The sequence below is a fragment of the Shewanella psychropiezotolerans genome (assembly GCF_007197555.1).
Lineage (GTDB): Bacteria > Pseudomonadota > Gammaproteobacteria > Enterobacterales > Shewanellaceae > Shewanella > Shewanella psychropiezotolerans.
Window position 1 is genome coordinate 2,634,035 of sequence record NZ_CP041614.1, and the last position, 23,587, is coordinate 2,657,621.

General features: G+C 43.3%; 21 protein-coding genes and 1 pseudogene. 5 read left to right on the top strand and 17 right to left on the bottom strand.

Annotated features, from left to right (window positions below):
* Positions 1-65 precede the first annotated feature (65 nt).
* The 5 genes from asnB to FM037_RS11725 all read right to left on the bottom strand — a co-directional run bounded on the left by asnB (position 66) and on the right by FM037_RS11725 (position 7,102).
* Positions 66-1,742 carry an asparagine synthase B gene (gene asnB / locus FM037_RS11700; RefSeq protein WP_144046151.1) on the bottom strand — a complete coding sequence of 559 codons (1,677 nt, stop codon included), beginning with the start codon at positions 1,740-1,742 and terminating at the stop codon, positions 66-68.
* 726 nt (positions 1,743-2,468) lie between these two features.
* Entirely contained in the window at positions 2,469-4,163 is a 1,695-nt protein-coding gene (locus FM037_RS11705) for a M28 family metallopeptidase (protein WP_144046152.1), read from the bottom strand.
* Between the two features lie 138 nt (positions 4,164-4,301).
* On the bottom strand, positions 4,302-5,048 hold the full coding sequence (locus tag FM037_RS11710; protein ID WP_144046153.1) for an HAD-IIA family hydrolase: 747 nt from the start codon (positions 5,046-5,048) through the stop codon (positions 4,302-4,304).
* A gap of 266 nt (positions 5,049-5,314) precedes the next feature.
* The gene (locus FM037_RS11715) at positions 5,315-5,935 is read right to left on the bottom strand and encodes a hypothetical protein (RefSeq protein WP_144046154.1); all 621 of its coding nucleotides are present in this window, start codon (positions 5,933-5,935) and stop codon (positions 5,315-5,317) included.
* 471 nt (positions 5,936-6,406) lie between these two features.
* A complete protein-coding gene (locus FM037_RS11725; RefSeq protein ID WP_144046156.1) occupies positions 6,407-7,102 on the bottom strand; it encodes a DJ-1/PfpI family protein in 696 nt (231 codons plus the stop codon).
* A gap of 512 nt (positions 7,103-7,614) precedes the next feature.
* Here FM037_RS11725 and FM037_RS30530 point away from each other — a divergent pair.
* Together FM037_RS30530 and FM037_RS30535 are read left to right on the top strand one after the other, a co-directional pair.
* Positions 7,615-7,962, top strand: a complete 348-nt coding sequence (locus FM037_RS30530) for a helix-turn-helix domain-containing protein (protein WP_144046157.1) — start codon at positions 7,615-7,617, stop codon at positions 7,960-7,962.
* Positions 7,938-8,036 (top strand): annotated as a pseudogene (locus tag FM037_RS30535) (transposase); the annotation flags it as partial. The gene FM037_RS30530 and the pseudogene FM037_RS30535, both read left to right, overlap by 25 nt.
* Positions 8,037-8,273: 237 nt before the next feature.
* On the opposite strand, the gene FM037_RS11740 reads toward FM037_RS30535, so the two are convergent.
* The 5 genes from FM037_RS11740 to FM037_RS11760 all read right to left on the bottom strand — a co-directional run bounded on the left by FM037_RS11740 (position 8,274) and on the right by FM037_RS11760 (position 14,350).
* Complete coding sequence (locus FM037_RS11740; RefSeq protein ID WP_144046158.1) at positions 8,274-8,963, bottom strand: outer membrane beta-barrel protein; 690 nt, start codon at positions 8,961-8,963, stop codon at positions 8,274-8,276.
* A gap of 651 nt (positions 8,964-9,614) precedes the next feature.
* Positions 9,615-10,061, bottom strand: coding sequence for a hypothetical protein (locus FM037_RS11745; RefSeq protein ID WP_144046159.1), 447 nt, complete (start codon positions 10,059-10,061; stop codon positions 9,615-9,617).
* 56 nt (positions 10,062-10,117) lie between these two features.
* Complete coding sequence (locus FM037_RS11750; protein ID WP_144046160.1) at positions 10,118-11,395, bottom strand: serine hydrolase domain-containing protein; 1,278 nt, start codon at positions 11,393-11,395, stop codon at positions 10,118-10,120.
* Positions 11,396-11,809: 414 nt separating this feature from the next.
* Positions 11,810-12,349, bottom strand: a complete 540-nt coding sequence (locus FM037_RS11755; RefSeq protein WP_144046161.1) for a phosphatase PAP2 family protein — start codon at positions 12,347-12,349, stop codon at positions 11,810-11,812.
* 624 nt (positions 12,350-12,973) lie between these two features.
* The gene (locus FM037_RS11760; RefSeq protein WP_144046162.1) at positions 12,974-14,350 is read right to left on the bottom strand and encodes a GntP family permease; all 1,377 of its coding nucleotides are present in this window, start codon (positions 14,348-14,350) and stop codon (positions 12,974-12,976) included.
* A gap of 164 nt (positions 14,351-14,514) precedes the next feature.
* On the opposite strand from FM037_RS11760, the gene FM037_RS11765 reads away from it, so the two are divergent.
* Positions 14,515-15,051 (top strand): gluconokinase, encoded by a 537-nt coding sequence (locus tag FM037_RS11765; RefSeq protein WP_144046163.1) that lies wholly within the window; start codon positions 14,515-14,517, stop codon positions 15,049-15,051.
* 510 nt (positions 15,052-15,561) lie between these two features.
* Here the strand turns inward: FM037_RS11765 and FM037_RS11770 are convergent.
* The 5 genes from FM037_RS11770 to purM form a co-directional block, all read right to left on the bottom strand.
* Positions 15,562-15,795: a hypothetical protein gene (locus FM037_RS11770; protein ID WP_144046164.1), complete on the bottom strand. Its 234-nt coding sequence runs from the start codon at positions 15,793-15,795 to the stop codon at positions 15,562-15,564.
* Positions 15,796-15,802: 7 nt separating this feature from the next.
* A complete protein-coding gene (locus tag FM037_RS11775; RefSeq protein WP_144046165.1) occupies positions 15,803-15,988 on the bottom strand; it encodes a hypothetical protein in 186 nt (61 codons plus the stop codon).
* A 1,178-nt stretch (positions 15,989-17,166) separates the two neighbouring features.
* Positions 17,167-18,087: a substrate-binding domain-containing protein gene (locus tag FM037_RS11780; protein ID WP_229381164.1), complete on the bottom strand. Its 921-nt coding sequence runs from the start codon at positions 18,085-18,087 to the stop codon at positions 17,167-17,169.
* Between the two features lie 237 nt (positions 18,088-18,324).
* Positions 18,325-18,969, bottom strand: coding sequence for a phosphoribosylglycinamide formyltransferase (gene purN, locus FM037_RS11785; protein WP_144046166.1), 645 nt, complete (start codon positions 18,967-18,969; stop codon positions 18,325-18,327).
* Complete coding sequence (gene purM / locus FM037_RS11790; RefSeq protein WP_144046167.1) at positions 18,969-20,006, bottom strand: phosphoribosylformylglycinamidine cyclo-ligase; 1,038 nt, start codon at positions 20,004-20,006, stop codon at positions 18,969-18,971. Before purM ends, purN begins: the two co-directional genes overlap by 1 nt.
* A 212-nt stretch (positions 20,007-20,218) precedes the next feature.
* Here purM and upp point away from each other — a divergent pair, with 212 nt between their 5' ends.
* Positions 20,219-20,845 carry a uracil phosphoribosyltransferase gene (gene upp / locus FM037_RS11795; RefSeq protein WP_144046168.1) on the top strand — a complete coding sequence of 209 codons (627 nt, stop codon included), beginning with the start codon at positions 20,219-20,221 and terminating at the stop codon, positions 20,843-20,845.
* Positions 20,846-21,065: 220 nt separating this feature from the next.
* Here upp and FM037_RS11800 read toward each other — a convergent pair whose 3' ends face one another.
* Positions 21,066-22,385, bottom strand: coding sequence for a Na+/H+ antiporter family protein (locus tag FM037_RS11800; RefSeq protein ID WP_144046169.1), 1,320 nt, complete (start codon positions 22,383-22,385; stop codon positions 21,066-21,068).
* A 312-nt stretch (positions 22,386-22,697) separates the two neighbouring features.
* Here FM037_RS11800 and FM037_RS11805 point away from each other — a divergent pair, with 312 nt between their 5' ends.
* Positions 22,698-23,303: a peroxiredoxin C gene (locus FM037_RS11805; protein WP_144046170.1), complete on the top strand. Its 606-nt coding sequence runs from the start codon at positions 22,698-22,700 to the stop codon at positions 23,301-23,303.
* 69 nt (positions 23,304-23,372) lie between these two features.
* On the opposite strand, the gene FM037_RS28545 is transcribed toward FM037_RS11805, so the two are convergent.
* Positions 23,373-23,519: a hypothetical protein gene (locus FM037_RS28545; RefSeq protein WP_185977016.1), complete on the bottom strand. Its 147-nt coding sequence runs from the start codon at positions 23,517-23,519 to the stop codon at positions 23,373-23,375.
* Between the last annotated feature and the right edge of the window lie 68 nt (positions 23,520-23,587).

Sequence of the window (23,587 nt, forward strand, 5' to 3'; positions counted from 1 at the left end):
TGCCGTGAATTGCAGTTCACGGCATGGTAAAAATCAAATGACTCACTCAGCGAATCGTCAGCGGATCAATAGGCACTGGTGTGAACCGATTGTACTGCTCGGCCCGATGGGTCAATGACATCCTGGAGGCTCTTATCCCAAGCAAGTGCTTCCGGAGTCGAGCAAGCCACCGATTTGCCGCCAGGAACGGTTTTTGCGGCAGTATCCAGTGGAAATTGCTCTTCAAAGAAACAGCGGTAGTAGTAGCCTTCTTTGGTATCAGGCGTGTTATAAGGGAACCTAAACTTGGCATTGGCCAGCTGAAGGTCATCAACTTTCTCGGCTGCTAGCTCCTTTAAACCATCGATCCATGAGTAGCCTACGCCATCACTGAACTGTTCCTTCTGACGCCATGTCACTTCTTTGGGTAATTTGTGCTCGAACGCCTGACGTAGAATATGCTTCTCGATACGACCATCTTTAGACATCTTGGCTTCTGGGTTGATGCGCATCGCCACATCCATAAATTCTTTATCGAGGAAGGGCACGCGTGCCTCGAGTCCCCATGCTGCCATCGACTTGTTGGCACGAAGACAATCGAACATGAACAGCTTGTCCAGTTTACGCACTAACTCTTCATGGAAGGCCTGTGCATTAGGGGCCTTATGGAAGTATAAGTAGCCACCGAATAGTTCATCTGCACCTTCACCCGATAGCACCATCTTAATACCCATGGCTTTAATTTTTCTCGCCATAAGGTACATAGGGGTAGCGGCACGAATGGTGGTGACATCATAGGTTTCCAGATGATAAATCACATCTTTAATCGCATCGATACCGTCCTGGAAGGTAAAGATGATCTCATGGTGGATTGTGCCTATGGCGTCGGCGACTTTTTTCGCCGCAATCAAATCAGGGGCACCTTCAAGACCAACGGCAAAAGAGTGAAGCTGTGGCCACCATGCATTGCTCTGGCCATCATCTTCGATACGGCGTTTAGCATAAGTTTGTGTGATAGCCGAGATAACCGATGAATCCAGTCCACCCGATAGCAGTACACCATAAGGTACATCAGACATAAGCTGACGTTTAACCGCGGCTTCCAGTGCATCTCTAATCTCATCTATACTGGCTGGGTTATCTTGCACGGCCGCAAAATCACGCCATTCACGTTGATAATATTGAACATAACCGTCGTCAGTGGTGCTCGCCTTATTACATAAATAGTGGCCCGGCTTAAATACATCGACGGTCTTACACACAGGCATCAAGGCTTTCATTTCTGAGGCTATGTAGAAGTTCCCTTCAGCGTCTAGGCCTGTGTATAGAGGAATAATCCCCATGTGATCTCGGCCAATCAGATACAGGTCTTTAGTCTTATCGTAGAGCACGAAGGCAAATATTCCGTTCAACTTATCGAGGAAGTCGACACCATACTCTTGATAGAGGGATAGGATCACTTCACAGTCCGAGTGAGTCTGGTAAGCGTATTTATCGCCTAGCTTGGCCTTAAGCTCTTTGTGGTTATAGATCTCACCGTTGACCGCAAGAATAATGTTTCCATCGCTACTAAGCAGAGGTTGGGCACCGTTATCGATATCGACGATGGCAAGACGTTCATGAGCGAGTACGGCTTTGTCGCAGCTGTAGATCCCTGACCAATCCGGTCCACGGTGACGCATCAACTTCGACATTTCCAGCGCGACCTGTCGCAGCTGTGTTGCGTCTGACTTAATATCTAAAATGGCAAAAATTGAACACATATTCTAGCTCCTACAAATCGCTGTAAATCTCAATGGGTATTACTGTGCCAGTAATTAACGCTTTTGCCAAACTCTAAATTGATAAAACATGAGATAAATTGCGTTTTTTAGGGTTGTTAACTCACTAATCCCGTCAATAAAATAAGATTTATTTAGTGAATGTTAGTTTTTGTTGTGGATAATTTGTTTTCACTATGTGGTGGGTGGCTGAAATTGATTTTTTATCAGTGGAAATTGCTTAATATCATTTTACTCTGTATCTGAGTTAACTGTTGTTTTTCCCTCGTTAAAACAGGCATAGAGACATCTAATACAATGGCTCCCTGAAAGCGGGAGCCATTCTTAAATCATCATGAAATAGAGAAGCTAAGTGACCCATGAACTTGGTGGCTAGTCTCTGGCGTTAAGGTATTATACCATTCCATATAAGTATCTGGTCAGTTCAGAGACTCTCAGTTTTTTCAATTCAAGGCACATTGATGAGGAAATGGTTATTCCCCTTTAAGTCAATGTAACACAGAAGTGTAAACACTGAGAGCCTCACGCAGTGCGGGTTTCAAAGCCATTTATGCTACGTTGAATGTTTTCGATATACGACTGCATGGATGCAGGAGGTAGAGCAACGCAGGAGCTTGTTGCCGAGAATAACTATTAGCTTCAAACATTCGCCTTGCCTACAGTGCTTTGAACTCCCGCTGAATGATCAGATACTTACTCGGAATGGTATTATTCACTCAAGGCCTTAGTGTTTGCTCCTCGAAGAGAGTGAAACTCAGTTCCGGCAAAGTATCCAGGCCAATCTTGGCTGTTGGCTAAGGTTTCTGCTGCACTGTAATAGATGGCCAGATCTTGTAAGGCGCCGCTAAGATCCCAATCTTCCCGGTATTCATCGCAGGTGTTGTGGTAACAGCCCTTCATTTTTTCCTTCATCATGACCTTGTACTGGGCCGTAGCCTCATCGATGGGTTCATTGCCACCGCCGGCAAATACTGCCGGAATGCCGAGCTTAGCGAAACTGAAATGGTCTGAGCGGAAGAATCCGCCAGATTCTGGTCGACTCTCGCCCTTTGCCACACGGTTTTGTGTTTTCAATGCGTCTACAAGGTAATTTTCTAATTCAGATTTTCCTTTGCCGACGATCGTGTAATCCAAGGTGCGGCCGTATATGTTGGTACTGTCTAAGTTGAATACGGCTACGGATTTATCGATGGGATAAATTGGGTTGGCAGCATAGAAACGCGAGCCAAGTAGGCCTTGCTCCTCACCTGTGGTGGCGATGAAAGTGACCGAGCGAGAAAGAGGTTGGCCTAGCTTGGCTTGATTGGCAAACTGACGCGCTATTTCGAGTATACCTGCGGTGCCCGAGGCGTTATCGAGGGCACCGTTGTAAATTTGATCGCCGTCTTTACTCTCATCTTTGCCGATATGATCCCAGTGGGCGCTAAATAACACTTGTTCATCGGGTCGATCTTTTCCCGGAAGGGTGGCGACAACATTAAAACTGTTGGCATAGCTGGCCGTATTGGAAAATTGAATATTAGCCGTCTGTTTCAGAGGAATATTCATTGGGCCACTGGCCGCTCTATTCATAAGATCTGATAAGGTTAAACCTGATTTTTCAAAGACCTTGGTTGCCACATCCAGGGTGATCCAGCCTTCAACTTCTATATGCTTATCTTGTTCAGCTTTGTCGACCACCAGGTCTTGCTGAGGGCCTGTCCAGCTGTTCTCAACCACGGACCAGGGATAAGAGGCCGGGGCGGTATCGTGAACAATGATGGCACCTAGAGCTCCCTGTTTACTTGCTTCACTGAACTTATAGTCCCAGCGGCCATAGTAGGTCATCGCCTTACCGTTAAACTTACCAGAGTCGGGTAAAGCAAATCCGGGGTCATTGACTAAAATAACCGCAACCTTGCCATGCATATCTATGTCTTGGTAGTCGTTCCAGTCGTATTCAGGCGCATTGATGCCATAGCCGACGAAGACCAGAGGCGCGTTAGCAATATCGACGCCGCCATTGTCGTGACGGCTACCCAAAACGATATCTTTTCTGTGTTCCAGTGCCAAAGCACCGAAGCTGATAGTTTGCTGCTCTGAGGCCGTATAGGTCACCATCGGCACGGCTTGCAGGTAATCGCCATGATTAGCACCAACCAATCCCATCTCCTTAAAGGCCTGGGTTAGGAAGTTTAAGGTGAGTGTTTCACCTTTGGTGGTTGGAGCGCGGCCTTCAAACTCATCGGAAGAAAGAGTTTTGATATCTTGTCTGAAGCGAGCTTCATCGAAACTCACGGGGGTGTTTGCCAAGCTGTTGGCGGCTGTTTTAACTTCAGGTGTTACAGTGGTTGGAGTGTTAGCTGGCTGTTGGCTGCAGGCACTAAGCAGTGCTAGCGCACATACCGGAGGCAGTAATCGCATTGATTGTCCTATTTATAGTTATTGTTATAGACGAAATTTGTGTGACACATCATGAATGAACAAAGCCCACTTTGACAAGTGGGCTTTGTTTTTAATTCAGGGAAATGTGTTTCGTAATATTTACCGCATAAGAAAGCCTTAAACGATATCTATGTCTCCAGCGCAGGCGAACACATGGTTAGGACGGAAAGGCTCCTTATCGACATCGCTGAGCTGACTCACGCCGCTGGTGACCAGAATCGTTTCCAGACCAGCCTGAAAGCCTGCAAGTATATCGGTCTTCATGTTATCGCCGATGATCACTGTATTGTCCGAGTGGCCATCAATATGGTTAAGCGCCGAGCGAATGATCCATGAACTAGGTTTGCCAACATAGAAAGGCATGCGGCCACTGATACGTTCGATTGGGGCACACAAGGCACCACAAGCGGGACTATGCGCTGGACCATGGGTATCAGGGTTGGTGGCGATAAAGCGTGCGCCCTCGACGACGAAGCGAGCCGCCTTATGGATCATTTCCCAGTTATAAGAACGGGTTTCGCCAACGATAACAAAGTCCGGGTTGATATCTGTTATGGTAAAGCCTGCCTTGTAGAGCTCGTGGGTGAGGGCACCTTCGCCGATCACATAAGCCTTGCTGCCTGTTTGGTGCTTGAGGAAATCTGCCGTCGCCATGGCCGATGTATAAAAACACTCTTCAGGAACATTTATCCCCGCCGCGCCGAGTCTGTTTTGTAAATCTTTGCCGGTTTGAACCGGATAGTTAGTCAAAATAACCAAAGGGTTACCTTGTTCCAGCACCCGGTGAATGAATTTGTCGCTGCCGGGGATTAACTCGTTGTTGTGAAGCAGAACACCGTCGATGTCGCAAATAATATTTTTCATTTATCAATCTCGGTATACAAAGGAATTTTAGCTAACGTCATTTAATCCATATAAAGCCAAATTCACTGTGATTACAATGATTTTTACTAAATTTGGTTAGGAGAATTGCAATGGCTAGTGGTATTGGCTAGAGGATTAACGCTGTTTACAGCAGGTTGTAAGCCCTTCTAGCGAGTCTGCTGATAACGAAAAGTGTATTGCAAAATGAGGTCAAGAGTGGGTCTATTTAGCGAGTTAATGTAGGGACTCATTTTGAGCCCCTTTTTTTACTTACCTGAGTATTCAATCCATTCAGGGATGTTCCTTGGATCACTAAATGTTTTAAAGAACTTAGGCGCTGACTGTGGTGCTCTTGTACCTATGTTCGTTTCACACCAGAGCGATAATTTGTAATGAGACCCATAACCATCCATAAATGCATCAAATGCTTTATCTGCATTTTTCCAAAACTGATGGTCTAATCGACCTTTTTCAGCCAAAAATGGATAACTTGGTTTAGGCTCTAAGTGGCCTTGAACAGCACCAGAAAGCATGTTCAAATACTTCGCTAATGGTTCATAACCGATTTCAGATATCGTTAAACTGGATACTTTCTGGATATTACCACCACATAACAATGCAGCTCTTTGGGTCAAAAAGTCAATTTTCAAATCTTGTGCTAATTCAAAAGCCAACCATGCTAATCTCTCATCAAATGCTTCATAGAAATCAGATTGTTGCTCTTTAGACATTTTATTATAAGCAATAATGTTTGGGTGTTTCTTTATTACATGAGATTGGAGATCTGGATACTCATCTAGAGCAGACGGATTCTGAGCGAGTAGGTCCAAAAGTTTTTCTTGATTTATCAGAAGCTTACCGAGTTGAATCTGTGCTTCATTATTCATAGCAACACCCATTAGTAATGACTAGTAATTACCCGATTATGATAATTGCTTCACTAACAAATTGACAGAAGAAAGTATGAGTAGAGTTAACAGAAATGACACAACTGATTTTGATGTTGTAGTGCCAAAGTTCAATGCAAGCATTTATGTGAACCACCAAATGACCTATGACATCAAGCGTGAGTATAAAACCACCGATGTTGTATTGAAAGATCTCCAGTTGCATGAGGTTAAATTAATCTTGAGCGAATTAATACAGTAAGAAAATTAAAATCTAAAACCCAGAACGCGTAAATAGTAATTATTTTGCACGTATAAAAAGGTGATCGTCTATAAGTGACAAGTCAGTAAAGTAAAACCCGTCAGTAGTTTCAACCACTGGCTATGGTGGGATCGGTAATGCTGATGGGCTTGGTTTATCAGTACCAATAAGCTAATAAACAAACAACTATACTTGCTACTGCTGTTATTTTATTCTTTAACTGAGTATGGGTCGTTTAATCGGTCAGAGTTCCAACTATATTCAGCTAAACGTTCTATTCGGTTAGCTTCATCTAACCCTCGTAATTGGCTAATAAAGTATAAGGCGGCATCAGTTCCAGCAGATACACCTGATGACGTTAAGAATTTCCCATCATCTACCCATCGAGATTTTGAATGCCATTTAACTTTATTTGAAATGCTAGTTACCCACCTATAAGCCATTTTATTGGTGGTAGCATTCAAGCCGTCCAAGATGCCAGCTTTAGCTAGCAATACTGAGCCTGTGCATATCGAGAAGACCTTGGTTGATACCTCTGTTTGGCTTTTAAGCCAATCCAATAGGATAACGTTATCAATTTCTTTACGAGTGCCTAGACCACCAGGAATTATCAGTAGGTCGCATTCAGTAATAACTAAAGGAAGATTCGTTAAAACTCTCGGTCCTTGATAAGAAGGAACAATATCAGTAGCGCCAATTAACTTTATTTCAACGTCTTTCATATGACCGAGCATTTCAATTGGTCCATGCAAATCCAATGTCTCATAATCATCGAAGACTAGAGCTAGTATTTTGAACTTACTCTCCGAGAAAGGTTTAACTTCATTAGCGATAAAGTTAGTAGCGAAAGCTTTAGTTGAAATTACTGTGGCTATTGCTGCTGTTAAAAATGTTCTTCGTTTCATAACACTCAACCAAAAATGGCTCTAAAAACTGTTAGAACCGTAGTTTAAAAACTAGAAATAATAAGAAAATGCGACTTCGAATAAATTGTCATTATCGACTAAATAAATATGATTACCAATGTGAGTAATATTGGCATTAGTTTCGAGTTTAAGCATGCGAAATTTTCATCCACCGTTATCGGTGACTTCCCATGAGCCAAATAAATTATCTTGATAACCTTTGACATCAAACTCAATATCATTTGCGCCATAAATTCCCCTTTCGGAATAAGTGATTAAGTTAAGTTTTTAACTTAGACCTATTCTATAAAACGGGTCGTAGGCGTAAACAAGTGTTTTCAATGAAAGTGAGATTATTTAAGGCTTTACCATTGGGTTTAACTTGATTTTATTTTATGTATATAGAATAGCAACCGCTCTTTAACTAGGCATTTGATTCGATTGTTGTGAATGCTAGAAAGGGAGCCATCAGGCTCCCTTTCTTAAATTTATTAATGATTTAACTTAGAAGTATGCACGAACACCGATGTCTGGCACGCCTAGAGAAAAATGTACAAAAGCGGATCCGTCTTTTAGCCTTGGCCCACTTCTGTGGAGGACATAATCGCTCTGAGATAACCAATATACTTAAGGTGAGCCGTACCAGTGTAAATAAGTGGGTGAGTGACTTCCTGGAGCAAGGCTTGGTTGGGCTTGAGCACAAAACACCGCCAGGCCGATCTCCCGCCTTGAGCGCTGCTCAATCTAGGCAACTTTCAACATTTATTGAGGAACTTAGTCTCTCCGAAACAGGCGGGAGGTTATCTGGTCATGACATTAATGAATATTTTTTTAAGCATTTTGGCATAGTAAGGATCTAGATGATGATTTTGATAATCTGACGATGATCAAACTCCCTCCCTATTCACCAGAACTCAATCCGATTGAACAAGTGTAGCGACATCATTGGATTTTAGGCTGCTTTGAATCAAGTCAGGACAGATAAGTTTACCAAGACTATCAAACTCGGTGAGACGATGAATAAAGGTACGCACCAAAGTTTCAGAGAGCTCCATAAAAAAACCAGTGCAAACAATAGTCTGTACTGGATTTTGAAGCCTTTTAAAGATCGGTCAATCGATCATATTTTTCTTAACTGATCGGCATTATTCTGCAGGGAGTAATTAGATTCTTAGAATCTGTAACCGACGGTGAACATTACAGTGCTGAAATCTTTGTTAGCAACTTCACTATTAGCAAACTTCTTGCTGTCTTGAACACCATTGAAAGTGCCTTGAGCAGAGTTCTTCATGTCTCTGGTACCGTTCTGCCAAGTGTAATGAAGGTTGAAGTTTAGGCCGTTGTTCATGTAGTAACCTACACCAACCATAGGGGCGTATTCGTAGTTACTTTCGCTCGTGAAGTTAACGCTATTTATGTCTCTGCCAATGCCGCCATCGGTATCAATTACCATAGAAGAGCTCATGCCAGCCTTTTGCTTGAACTTTGAAAGCTCTACACCAGCTTTAACTGCAAGATGACCTGAACCCATATCAAACTGATAACCAACGTATAGAGCGTGAGCATTGAATTTATCGTTGCTATATACACTTGCTGAATAATCTTTATCAGCAAATGGGACTGGATTTAGCTCATCTTCGCTATGACTAATGCTAAAATCATTGCTGTTACCAGTGTAGGTATAACCGAAAAGGAAGTCGCCGTAACCAGCTTCTAGACCGATAGCAGAATTAACGCCGCCCGCTTTGCTATGTGATGCACCAATCATAGGATTGATGGTGAACTCGCTTGCGTTAGCTGTAGCGATTGAAGATATAGCAACGATTGAAGTTAAGGCACATGCCAATAATACTTTTTTCATAATGTTCTCTTGTGTCTCTCTGAGTGTAAAATTGCTTGTTAATATCGCTAATCGGGCAGCGAGAACGCCATAATATTGGGTATATCTTTACTAGACACCACTAAGATTACTGGTAAGTCAGGGGTGATAAATTGAATGTGATGATATAGATAGGAGGGTTGCCGTCCTTGGCAGTCAGAGAGCCTTGTCATGCGAGAACATGTTTACAAGAGTCGATAATACTTTATACAGGCACTTATAATTAAGCCACACATGCGCCCTTAGTGATGCAAGTAAAAATGCCATCCGCTATAGATTAATGCCACTCGGATAAGCATTATTGCTTATATTTAAGTGGATAGCGGCTAGGTATATAGAGCACTGAACGTGGATACGTTTGGTGCTTTCTTTTATCTGGAAGGATAAAGTGTTTTATATCGGCTCGCATTTGCTTCGGTTTCCTTTGCTATCGCTGTCATTTTTAAGCGAATGAGATTGTAAGTCATAGGACTCACTTTCTTCAACAGACTCATAAACTAACTAGCTCTTGCGCAAACATAAAAAATCCCCACCAGAATACTGGTAGGGATTATTAATCATCTGCAAGATTGTTCAAGTGTTCTTAAACGATCTACATTGATCGCTAGATTGGCCTTTATTCTGTTCAGATGCTTAGTTGGTGTTGTTTTCGCCGACAATAACTACCTTTCCAGTACTCTCATCAAGATAAGCGCCAATTGGTTGTAAGGTTTGTTCATCATGTTGGATCGTGAATTCATAGCAAGTTCGAGACTCCCAAACTCCAGAGCGGTTTTTACCTTCTCCAGCGTATGAGTTTTTAATTTTAAGTATCTCATCAGCAACCAAACGTAATGGTTGTTCATCGGTGTCACTAAACAAACCTGATGTTTGATAACACACAAGCATCTTTTCAGTATTGCTGGATTGTGCTGGCGGTACTAGGTATTGATTGCCGTCTTTAGCGTTATAGATAGCATCACCTACGGCGAGCAAGTTATAGTCCATCATTAGTCCACCTGCTTTAGCCATATTAATGATCGTGCATCCGCTTACTGATACTAATGAAGCTACTAATGAAGCTACGATTACTTTTCTCATAATGTCCTGTCTTTTGTATAAAAATTAAAGGACTCGAAAGAGTCCCTTTTGATTACTTACTTAGCGTTAACTGCATCTAATAAGATCGGTATGGTACTTAAGAATGTCAAAGCAACTGTTCGTTTAGCTTGCATTTCATCTTGTGCGCCGTTGAAGTGTAAAACTGTTCCAGTAGATGGCTCTCCAATTGTTAGTTGACCGTGAATGCCTACAAAAGCTAAGAATTTATGACCTTTAATATCAAAAGTTCTGATTTGGTCTTTATACCAACGGTTAGGAGCAAGTTTAGATTCAGAGCCTTTAGACCATGCTGAACGGACGTCTTTGTTGCCAGCTAGTAAACTTTCAACAAACGCTTTAGGTACGATTTGATCGCCATTGCGGTTTTTGCCATCATTAACTAATACATCCATCATTAAAGCTACATCTCTTGGTGTAGCATTCAAACCACCAGAACCAACAGCTTCACCATTTGAGTTTGATTGGATTTTTGCATTACTTGAAAAACCTACTTTCTTCCAAAGTCGATTTTCCATTGCTTCTGCTAATGGCTTGCCAGTAACTTTAGCAATGATCATACCGAGCATTTCAGTGTTAGTGCATTGGTAGTCATACATTTCGCCAGTATCGAAGTCAGTACGCTTGCCAACTAGTTCGCCGAAATCTAAAATTGATTTAAGTTCTGGATACTTATTTTGACCATTCCACTCTTGGACATTGGTCATACGGTCATCCCACATCTTGCCTTTAGCAAAGACTATTTTGATACCTGAACGCATATCAGCAACTTCTTGGACAGTTGCTTTAGAGAAAGAAGGGGATGATGTTAACTCTGGTAAATAGTCAGTGATTGAGTTTTCCATTTTCACTTTACCTTCAGCAACTAGAGTTTGTAGCGTCATAGAAGTAAATGATTTGGTGATTGACATCATAAGGTGCGTAGAATATTTGCTCATCCCATTCCAGTAATACTCATCGACTAGTTTCCCGTCTTTAAGAATAACTAAAGCTTCTTGGTTTAAACGATCACGGATGAGGATATCCATTGCTATTGGACCATCAATATCATGGCCGTAGATGCGACTAAGATCTAGACCTGAGGCTTTGCCCATGTCGTGTATGAATGCGCCATTTTCCATTTCTACATAGCTTGTGAAGCGATAAGCATTTTGCATGGTAAGTTTAGCATTTTTACCTGAATCCCAATTTTCTTGAGTAACACCATATTGGCCTGCGAGGTCGATAAACTCTTGGTCTGGAGTGTGCAGCGTTGTAGCTTGCGCAACAAAAGAAGTTACGAGTAAAACTGATAAAGCGATAATTAACTTTTTCATAAACCCTCTATTTTTAATGGCTTGCATAGATTGGGTGAGTTGAAACCTAGCCAGGATCAGTTTGTACGTTTAATTCACGCATTTCACATCTGGCCGTTTGTGATATTGATGCGTATCAATGAGATCATTGTTTCATTTCGTTCATAACTAGACATCAAAAGTGGGATTAGTATTAGGTAGATATAAGAAAGGCCATCATCAGATGGCCTTGTATGCGTCGGGAAGACTTTTAGTTGATAAGCTTTGGGGGGACTGAAGTTCTTTCATCGGAATTTACCACTCTGTAATGTCTTCCATTTCATCTGCTCTCGAATTTGTATCCCATTCGAAAACACTGTGAGTGAATGCATCTCCAGTTAGAGATTAGGTGTTGACTAGTACAACGATTAGTTTTGTCATTGTGTTTTCATTTGATTAAAACCTATAACTCACGATAACGCCGTGGGCGTCTTTACCCATCATGGCTGGTGCAATGATTAGATCAGGATTTTCATATACTGAAGTAACGAAATAGCTCACCGTGTATGCAATTGCTGCTCCCATGAGGACATCAGTTTCCCAGTGCTTGCTAGCATCAACTCTAGATGCACCTACGGCTGTAGCAGCTATATAAGCAGGTAACCCATACTTTAGACCGTATCTATGGTGTAAAAATGCTGCTCCACTGAAAGCACTCGAAGTATGACCACTCGGGAAACTGTTGAAATCACTACAGTTAGGACGTTGTACTTTTATAGTGTGTTTCAGGGTATGGGTGATACCTTGTGTGTAAGCCCATCCCTTACTTAGTTGCCACATTCCATCCGTGTCATCTTTTGACCAAGCAATAAACAGTGCCGTTAATGGGATAGCTATTTGACCAATATCGCCATAAGTCTCGAACGATTCACTATGGGCATTTGCGTTAGTTGCGACCAATAGTGGTAACGCTATGATTAAACTTTTAGATAACATCACTTTGTCCATTAGTAAAAGGCGAGTAGGTTATAAACTGTTCTGTTTTTGTTGTGAGAATAAATGTATGTATTTTCATGTGGTAATGTCGTGTTCTTTGCTCTGTGTTGGGGATTGTATTGAAGAAAGGATTACTAGGCTTTAAGGGGGGGCGGGGTGATTGCTAGTGACAAAAGGCTCTCCTATAAATAGCAAAGCCTTTTCAATTTATAATTTTCATGGCTTTTAACGATCGTAGTTCAGACGCTCCCATGCTTTATGAGCAGCTTTTTTAACTTCACTTGATAATCTTCTTCGATTTCGAAAGTTTGGGTGCTCTATAATGTTTTGAGAATTTCAAAACTCTTACCTGATGCCATTTTCAGCGCTTATTATTGAGGAAATCAGCTGTCTTTATGGCCGACGTACATCAAGCACTCTTTCGGCACTTAAATCCTCACCGCGGCGAGTCCCCCTGTGTCAGGGTTGTTAAATTTTTATTAGTGTTAACTAGATAGGCATCAAAAAATCTGAGACTGCATAGTGTGGTTGCGAGGAGGTAAGCTGGTGGTTTTAGATTTAAACATCCCTGTTTAAATCTAATGATCACGTGAGAGCTACAAGAGTGCACCCAGGACCGGTCGCTTAAAGAATCATGCTCAGCACGGCGACTATGATGAAGGCAATTGTGCCCAAGAGAGTTTCCATCACAGTCCAGGTTTTCAGGGTGGTTTTCTCATCCATTTCCAATAGTCTTGATACCAGCCAGAATCCAGAGTCATTGAAATGTGACAATACGGTCGCACCGCCTGCGATAGCGATAACGATGAAACACAGATCCAGCTCAGACAGACCTGAGGTAGCCGCAACGACGGGGGCGATCAATGCCGCTGTTGTGGTCAGGGCTACCGTGGCGGAACCTTGAGCGACACGAAGACAAGTGGCGATAACGAAGGCTGCCAGAATCACAGGCATGCCAGTATCTGAGAGGACACCAGCCAGTGCATCACCAATACCGCTCGCACGAAGCACGCCACCGAACATACCGCCTGCACCTGTCACCAGAATAACCGCACAGATAGGGGCTAATGAATCACCGCAGAGTTTTTCTAGTTTCGCCATGCCGAAATCTTTAGCGAAGATGGCTAGGCAGACTAACAGGGTGATCATTAGGGCTATCGGGGTTTTGCCTAACATCCTCAAAATCTCAACCCAAGGTGATGAGCTGTCGAGTATGCCAGCTACAGCGAGTGTATTTAGACCGGTATCCATGAATATCAGCGCGAGTGGTAACAGCAAGATACTTATAACTGTCGAGAATTTTGGCAGTCTTGACTCATCTATGATGGTGTCTGTGTTAAAGAAGGCTTTAGAGAGAGGAATATTAAACTTCTTGCCCGCATATTGGCCAAACAGATAAGCGCCGATATACCAGGTAGGTATTGCCACCGAAATACCTACAAATAACAGCAAGCCGATGTTAGCGCCTAATAAGTCTGCTGCGGCGACTGGTCCCGGATGAGGGGGGACGAAACCATGCATGACGGCAAATGCACCCGCTGAAGGCAGGGCATATTTAAGCGGTGAACCACCAAAACGAGCGGCGACACTCAAGATGATGGGCATCATCACAATGAGGCCTGCATCGAAGAAGATGGGAAAGCCGAAAAGCAAGGATGCGATACCTAAAGCTAGTGGCGCATTTTTTTCACCAAAACGTCCAACCAGCTTATCGGCCAATACCTTAGCCCCGCCAGTTACTTCCAATATTTTGCCTATCATGGCGCCGAGGCCAACGAGCAAGGCAACAGATGCCAAGGTGCCACCAAAACCACTCATCATAGTAGGTACCACGTCTTGAGATGGTACCCCTGTGACGATTGCGGTAGCGAAGCTCACTAAGGTGAGAGAAACAAAAGCATGGATTTTTAATTTAATGATTAAGATGAGCAATGCAGCGATAGCGAGCACCGCGACACTAAGTAGAAATGTTGGATCTGCTGTTTGAGCCATCAGGTTCATAATGATACCTATCTCATGTAAGGGGTAAGTTTGTTTGTGTTTTAGTTCACAAATCTCTTGGTTACGGGTAACATGTTACCCGTAACACTTCTTGTGTAAAGTACTATTTTTAATCTGAATAGCAAAAATGTCATCTGAGTCACTCTGAAGGTAGAGGAAGTTATATGCTTGGTAAAAGTATTATCGTTATGGGTGTTTGTGGTTGCGGAAAAAGCACAGTGGGAAGTCAACTTGCCGAGATGATAGGCGCAAAGTTTATTGATGGTGACGATCTGCATCCCAAGGCAAATATCATCAAGATGGCAAAGGGTAAGCCGTTAAATGATCAAGATAGAGGCCCCTGGCTGGAAAGGATCAGGGATGCGGCTTACAGCATAGAAACCAAGAACGAAACCGGGATAATAGTCTGCTCTGCATTGAAGAAAAGTTATCGCGATCTCATTCGTGATGGCAATAAAAATGTGTACTTTGTGCATTTATACGGTGATATGGCGTTGATCTTAGATCGAATGCGCCAGCGAAAGGGACATTTCATGAAAGAGAGTATGGTTAAAAGTCAGTTCAACACATTAGAAGATCCGCAGTTAGAATCGAAAGTGATGGTGGTAAATATTGATGGCTCCCAAGAAGAGGTTATCAGTCGCTCAATGATAGCGCTGAAACAAGCGGGGCTGATTAGCTCACTTTCAGTTAAGCTCTGAGTTATGACCGTTTTTTTGTTGCCGAAGGACACAGTCGGGTTCGCACCTGATTATCTGTTTCTTCAACTTGTTCGATTGTTGGTAATCATTTGATTTGTAAGTGTAAAATCATTGAGTTATAAGTTGTTAAATCCTAAATTATTAAATCTACAGATTGTAAGTATGGACAATTATGCCGAGATAAGTTGCGAGTAACCCTAGGTCTCGGCAATGTGCCTTAAACACGAAACTTACTGCAAACTAAAAATGCCGCGCGTAACGAATCCCCTTACACGTTTTGTTAGTAATATGATCTTGCGTTAAGTCCGAATGATAGGTAATACAACCGCTTTTAGCTGCTATGAGCCTCATCAATAAGCATTTGATGAGTCGGGGATAATGCCTTGGTGGAGTCGACGTCCATAAATGACACCTGTTGTACCACGCCCACGGCACTGCCAATTAGGCATTTGGAGGGGCTTGTCTTTGATGCTGAACGACACAGCCCATTGAAGATGACTTATTCTTAACTTAACTTAACTTAACTTCTTCGCTTTTTAACTGTTCAAGCAATTGTTTAAAAAAGGTGATGGTCTCTTTTTCCTGTTCACTGATTATTGCAATTGGATCGTAATACTCTGGATGGGTGAGATACCAATATTCTCTAAGCTGAGAGAAAACATAACGGCTAGGGTCGAGACTCAATACGCAGATATTTACACAATGTGGCTTATTGATAAGAAAGCAATATTGACAATACTTCATGGGTCTCTCAATTATCGTCATGATTAAGCAAAGAGGTAACCTCTTCCTCTTCGAGACCTAATGCTGCGCTCAATTCACGCCGTTCTATGTGTACCTCTATGCTATGACGCACCATGCGCTGCTTTATTTTAGTCTTAGATTTTGGCTTAGACTTAGGCTTAGGTTTTTCCTTAACTTCAGATTTGATCTGCATACTCTCTGCTGTAATTAAAAGATGTACTCTTCGTGCTCTCACTTATCAATAATCCCGAGAGCGGCTAACATTAGACTGACGATACTTTGTCCCATAGGACGTGAGTCAGAACCAACAACTTAGACAGTCATTCACCTTATACCACCGGAATAACCTAACAAGTTAACCATAAAAGGCACCATTAGTGTAGCTACCCATTTGGACAGCTAGTTATAAATGAAAAACACGAAATCCAGTGATAACAAGGTATCCAAGAGAGATCTCAAGCAAGATTAAAACGATGATGATTATTCAGAACGACTTACCCAATGAGACTGACCATGATGAGAGAGTATTGCTACGTTGAGATAGATTCCATTTGCAGCGACTTATCAGATTGTTAGCGGCAAGCGTCAATATCTACTTTTCCTCAGACATTTAGGTTGCAATCATAATCGCCTAATAAAAGATTCCACATAAGTGGGAGTTCTGGCATTTAATTTTGGGTCTGCTCATGGTGCAATTCCTTTAGGCTGTAATAACGGGTTAAAAATACTCTTGTCACATTGTTGAGTTTTAGCCTCATTATCCCGTGCCCCACCAATAATGACTTGACCAACTAATTGCCGTTTTCGAGATTCAGGCCACAGCAGTGTAGCTTTATCTATCGCGTCCTCTTTTTGAGCTAATTTAATATAAACATCCCATCTTACTGGTTTGTTTTCAATCAACTTTAGATATTGTCAATTAAATCATCTCAATAAAATCGCTCACCTATGTAAAAAAACTCATCGACAAAATGATGCAGAGCAGAAAACGCGGCTAGATTCGATTTTGAGGGCTAAATCCGATAGGATTTTTGTGTATGAACCTTAATCCTATGGCGTTTTCGGCACTCCCACCGTCTGGCAGTCTGATGTGCTTTACAGCGTTTCGCAGAAGTTATGCACATGCTTCGCCGGGCGGGCGATAGATAACCACGAAAGTATGACCTTCAAAACTACCCAACAACAAAACAGCCAAATGAATCAAATAAAAATGTGATCAAGCTTCATTTGCAGCTTGCTCTACATCTGGGTAAGACGCTGATGATACCTGTAGCATTTAGATGGAGTATTACAGGCTTGAGCCTGCAGAAATGCTATAGCCCAAGTCGAATACCTTCTGCTCACAACTGTCACCAGTTAAAGCATTGATAATCAGCTCGGCACTTTTTTTGCCAATTTCATATCGGGGGAGTCGATACTGGTGAGCGCTGGGCTCATAACAGTCCCTATGTCTAAGGCGTTATTGCCTACTATGCTTAACTGCTTTGGCACCTCGATGCCTTTTTGTTGCGCGGCCATCATGATGCCGACGGCGATATCATCATTGGTACAAAAGGCCCCATCGAGGATTTTGTATTGCTTGAGTGCTTGTTCGAGTAGGCTTGCGCCGATTGAGAAGCTTGAGTGTTCTTCTGTTAGTACATAAATGGGTTTATGACCCTGAGCCTCTACAGCTTGTGTGTAACCTTGCATTCTGAGTTTGGTCCGGCTGTCCAGACGTGCACCGAAGTAGGCTATCTGTTTCTTACCAGAGTTGAGCATCTGGGTGACAACCTTATACGCAGCCCCTTGATGGTCTAAACCAACAGCCATATCAATCGGATTTTGAGGTAACTCCATGGCTTCAACTACAGGAATGCTTGCTGTACGTATCATCTGTAAGGTGCGCTTTGTGTGTGAGGTTTCCGTGAGTATGAGCCCATCGACTTGATAAGAGAGCAGGGATGCGACCTTAGTCTCTTCTTCTAATTCACTGTAACCAAAGTGGGCGATAAGCGTTTCATAGCCATGGGCTTTAGTGATCTCTTCTATGCCTTGCGTAAAACGCGCGAAAACTTGATTCGATAGTGAAGGCAGTAAGATGCCTATGGCCTTACTCGACGACTTTGACAACATGGTGGGAGCGCGATTTTGGATATAACCTGTAGCTTCTATCTCCTTGGCAATTTTATCCCGAGTGCTTGGCGCAACAGAACTAGGATCTCGCAGGTAGCGTGAAACCGTCATTTTAGTGATGCCAATTCTGTCGGCGATATCCTGAAGGGTTGGTCTGGTTTTTTGTGCTGCGCTCATACATATTCTCACTCTAATGTTACAGGTAACATTAACATCAATATATGCATGGATCTATTGGTAATGATGGGTCACTGAAAGCTGAAAGCTAATGTAATCAGCTAAGTAGATCACTAGGTTTACTTCAAAACGTTCAACTCAATACCAATTGGTATAGTCGGGACGGGACAGAGCCCCAAAAAAGGCGCTGAATTAAATTCAACGCCTTTAAATTATCGACTTGCCTGTGGAAGCTTATTAGTCCGCAGCGTAGCCCATGTCTTCGAGTGCTTTACCATCGAGGAACGCCTGACCATCTTTCATCTCGAGTCGATTCTGGCTAAACCATTTTACGACCATAGGATAGATGGCATGCTCTTGCTGATGAACTTTCTCAGCTAAGGTATCGGCGGTATCTTCATCATAGACAGGCACTTTAGCCTGCAGTATGACAGGACCCGAGTCTAGCTCCGGCGTCACGAAGTGTACGCTGGCGCCATGTTCGGTGTCTTTAGCATCGATAGCACGCTGATGGGTATTAAGCCCTGTGTACTTAGGGAGGAGAGAAGGGTGAATATTGATCATTCGTCCTTCGAAACCTTGTACAAATTCATCGCTCAATATCCGCATAAAGCCGGCTAAGACAATCAGATCTGGTTGATATCTGTCTATGGCAAGCTTTAAGCGGGCATCATATTCGGATCTTGCTTCATCCTTTCGAACAATCACACAGCTAGTGTCAATCTCGCTTTGGTGAGCACGGATAAAACCGTAAGCATCGGGCTTGTTACTGATCACACCGACGATTTCAGCTTCGAGGTGATCATCACAATCATCGATGATCGCCTGCAAGTTGCTACCATTTCCTGAGATTAATACTAAAACGCGACAGTTTGAGGACATTACAGGATCTCCACTTGCTCTTCGTCGCCATTGCGCTTAGCAATGTCACCGATAAGCCAAGCTTTCTCGCCTTCGGCGTTAAGCAGCTTCAGTGCAGCATCGACTTTATCTGACGGTAGCGCGACAACCATGCCTACGCCACAGTTGAATGTACGGTACATTTCAAATTCGGCAATGTTACCGTTTTCCATCAACCAGTTGAAGATGCTTGGCCACTGCCATGAATCACCTTTAACAACGGCTTTACAGTCATCAGGAAGAACGCGTGGGATGTTTTCCCAGAATCCGCCACCAGTAATGTGAGCCATAGCGTGCACTTCAGTTTGTTCGAGTAACTTAAGCAGCGACTTCACATAAATTTTAGTCGGCTCAAGCAGATGGTCAATCAGTGGCTTGCCTTCGAAATCATCTTCAGGGTTAGCCTTGCTGACTTCGAGTACCTTACGGATCAATGAGAATCCGTTTGAGTGAGGACCACTTGACGCTAGTGCGATAAGTGAGTCACCAGCAACGACTTTAGTGCCGTCGATGATGTCAGCTTTCTCTACGACACCGACACAGAAGCCGGCTAGATCATAATCATCGCCTTCATACATGCCTGGCATCTCGGCTGTTTCACCACCGATAAGTGCACAGCCTGACTGTACACAACCTTCGGCAATACCTTTAACGACTGCAGTTGCGGCATCAACATCAAGCTTGCCTGTCGCATAGTAATCGAGGAAGAAGAGTGGCTCGGCGCCTGAAACGATTAAATCGTTAGAGCACATAGCGACAAGGTCGATACCGACTGTGTCGTGCTTCTTATAATCGATTGCCAATCTTAACTTGGTGCCAACACCATCGGTACCAGAAACAAGCACAGGGTGTTTGTACTTAGTCGGAAGCTCACAAAGAGCGCCGAATCCACCTAAGTTGCCCATAACTTCTGGACGGTGGGTGCGTTTCACGGCAGATTTAATATTATCAACTAGTGCATTTCCGGCGTCGATATCGACACCTGCATCTTTATAGCTAAGCTGTGTAGGAGTGCTCACGAAGATCCTCTCGGGTACAGAATGATTATTGGATTTTATGCGGCGCCATTCTACCAGTTTGTGACAGGCCTCGAAAGCGAAGATTTGGCTATTTATAGCGGACATAGCTCACGATTTATCGTGTTTTTAAAACTTTATGTTTTCCATTGCGGACAAATAAACTAAAATCTCGTTAATTTGCTTGTACCAACGCTAAAAATCAGGAGAGAAAAATGAAAGTTGTCGAGGTTAAACACCCATTAGTTCGTCATAAAATAGGCTTAATGCGCGAAGGCGATATTAGCACTAAGCGTTTCCGTGAGTTAGCTGCGGAAGTGGGTAGCCTACTGACCTACGAAGCAACTGCTGATTTTGATACCGAAACTGTCACTATCGAAGGTTGGAATGGTCCGGTTGAAGTTGAACAGATTAAAGGTAAGAAGGTCACGGTTGTGCCTATTCTTCGGGCCGGCCTTGGTATGATGGACGGTGTTCTGGAGAATATCCCGAGTGCGCGTATCTCAGTTGTTGGTATGTACCGCGATGAAGAGACGCTTCAGCCAGTCCCTTACTTTGAAAAGCTTGCCAGTGATATGCCTTCACGCATCGCCTTGGTCGTCGACCCTATGCTTGCGACGGGTGGCTCAATGATCTCAACTATCGATCTGTTAAAAGACCGTGGTTGTACCGCGATTAAAGCTTTGGTACTGGTTGCTGCACCTGAAGGGGTTGCAGCATTAGCGAAGGCTCACCCAGATGTGGAGCTTTACACTGCTTCTATCGATGATTGCCTGAACGAGCAGGGATATATTCTTCCTGGTCTTGGTGATGCGGGTGATAAGATATTCGGTACTAAGTAGTCTCAATAAAGGTAGTCATAAGCACTGATGTATAAACTTAAATTAAACTAACCCTTAGTTTATATCTCTAGTTTATAAATAGAAAAAGGAGCCGAATGGCTCCTTTTTTGTTTTCAATTTTCATTTTGATTCAATGCTCGAACTTCGAACTTCGAACTTCGAACTTCGAACTTCGAACTTCGAACTTCGAACTTCGAACTTCGAACTTCGAATCTTTCTGCTACAGCACCATAGCTGCTATCCAGCCAAACACCAGCAATGGGATGTTGTAGTGAATAAACGTTGGGATCACACTGTCTTTTATATGGTCGTGCTGTCCATCGGCGTTTAAGCCTGCCGTTGGACCTAGTGTCGAGTCCGAGGCTGGTGAACCGGCATCTCCCAGCGCTGCCGCAGTGCCTACAAGTGCGATTGTGGCGGTGACAGAGAAGCCAAAGTTCATGGCCAATGGCACATAGATGGTGGCGATGATCGGAATAGTAGAGAAAGATGAGCCTATACCCATGGTAATGAGTAAGCCCACGAGTAACATCAGGAAGGCGGCTAAAGCTTTATTGTCGCCTATGATGTTGCTCAGTGAGTCGACTAAACTGCTTACATCGCCGGTTGCTTTCACTACTGCGGCAAACCCTGCAGCAGATATCATGATAAAGCCAATGTTGGCCATCATGCGCACGCCTTGGTTAAACACATCCTGATCGGCGACATGCTTGAGTGCGCCAGAGAAGCTGAAGATAATAAAACCAATCAAGGCACCGAAAATCATTGAGCCGGTAATTAATTGAACCGCGAGTGTTGAGGCGATAGCAATGGCTGCGATGACAATATTACGACCGCTCACCGTTTCTTCGGGCTCGGCGGCTAAGATCTGCTCTTCTTTATATTCGCGAGGCTTTCTGTAGCTTATAAATACTGCCACAAGCAAACCCGTTATCATGCCCATTGCCGGGATCATCATGGCGGTGGGGATCTGCTCGCGTACGGCGTTGAGGTTATTGTTATTTAGGTTGGCCAGTAATATATCATTTAAGAAAATGCCGCCGAAGCCAATGGGCAAGATCATATAGGTAGTCACTAAACCAAAGGTGAGTACACAGGCCACCAAACGTCTGTCCAGTTTTAGCTTAGACATCACATGTAGTAGTGGTGGAATAAGAATAGGGATAAACGCGATGTGGATTGGGAGCAGGTTTTGGGAAGAAACCGCCATGGCAAGGATAGCCAGTAACAGGGTCCAACGAACGCGATTCATATTAGCGCTGTTCTGTTCTTTTCCTAGTAACGAAATGACCTTTGTGGAAATAAGCGTGGTTAAGCCTGAATGTGACAGAGCCACGGCAAATGCGCCTAGAAGTGCGTAGCTTAACGCAATCTGTGCTCCACCACCTAAGCCGGTGTTAAATGCATCTACCGATTGTTGAAGACTCATTCCCCCAACCAGACCTGCGACCAGTGCACTTACCGTGAGTGCGATTACAACATTTACCCGAGCTAAACTTAGGCCTAGCATGAGGCAAACAGCGATGACGACTGCGTTCATATCAATAAATTCTTTCTTATCTTTAGTTGGGCAGACATTCTTGCCTAGCTAGGCTTGCCTTGTCCAGTAGACTGAGGATATATCTGTTAAAACTGAGGGTTTGTTAACTCAATGTGGACATAAATAGTTAATTTTTGTAAATAACCACAGTATCGATAAGTTTATTACGATGCCTTAATATACGAAGAGATGAAGATTCAATTAATAAAGGTGATATTCGTCGCAAAAAGCTTGTATGCGAGAAAACACTGCCTATAATGCCATAAGATTTAAAACGAAAAGCGTTTTTCAATCCATAGATGGAGATATAAAATGAGCGTATTAGTAGGCCGTAAGGCACCTGATTTTACTGCTGCAGCTGTACTTGGTAACGGCGAAATCGTCGATAGCTTCAACCTAACTGAAGCCATCAAAGGCAAGCCAACGGTAGTTTTTTTCTACCCACTTGATTTCACTTTCGTATGCCCATCTGAGCTGATCGCTTTCGATCATCGCATTGAAGAGTTCAAGAAGCGTGGCGTGGAAGTGATTGGTGTTTCTATCGATTCACAATTCACTCACAACGCATGGCGTAACACTCCAGTTGCTGAAGGCGGCATTGGCCCAGTTCAGTACACTCTTGTTGCTGACGTTAAGCATGAGATCTGTAAGGCATACGACGTTGAGCATCCAGAAGCTGGTGTTGCTTTCCGTGGTTCTTTCCTAATCGACAAAGAAGGCATGGTTCGTCACCAGGTGGTTAACGATCTTCCACTAGGTCGTAATGTCGATGAAATGCTGCGTATGATCGATGCACTTCAGTTCCACGAAGAGCACGGTGACGTTTGTCCTGCAGGTTGGGAAAAAGGCGACAAAGGTATGGACGCAAGCCCAGAAGGCGTTGCTTCTTACCTAAGTGATAATGCAGATTCTCTATAATCTTAATTGATTATCGTTAGTCTAAAGCATTAATAAAACCGCGATGATCGCGGTTTTTTTATGTCTGTTTTATTCTTTACTATTTATCATGCCCGATAACCAGAGCTTGGTATTGAGGAGAAACTGCTCATTCTGTTCCGCTCCCGGCGCCTTTAATCCCATCTTCCATTGTTCATTATCGTCACAAGCAATCTGAGCGGCAATCAGGAATAGCAATCCATCCTCTTTTATCCAGTAAAAACGGCCATGAGGCCGTTTCTTGATACTAGATTGGGTCTAGTTAA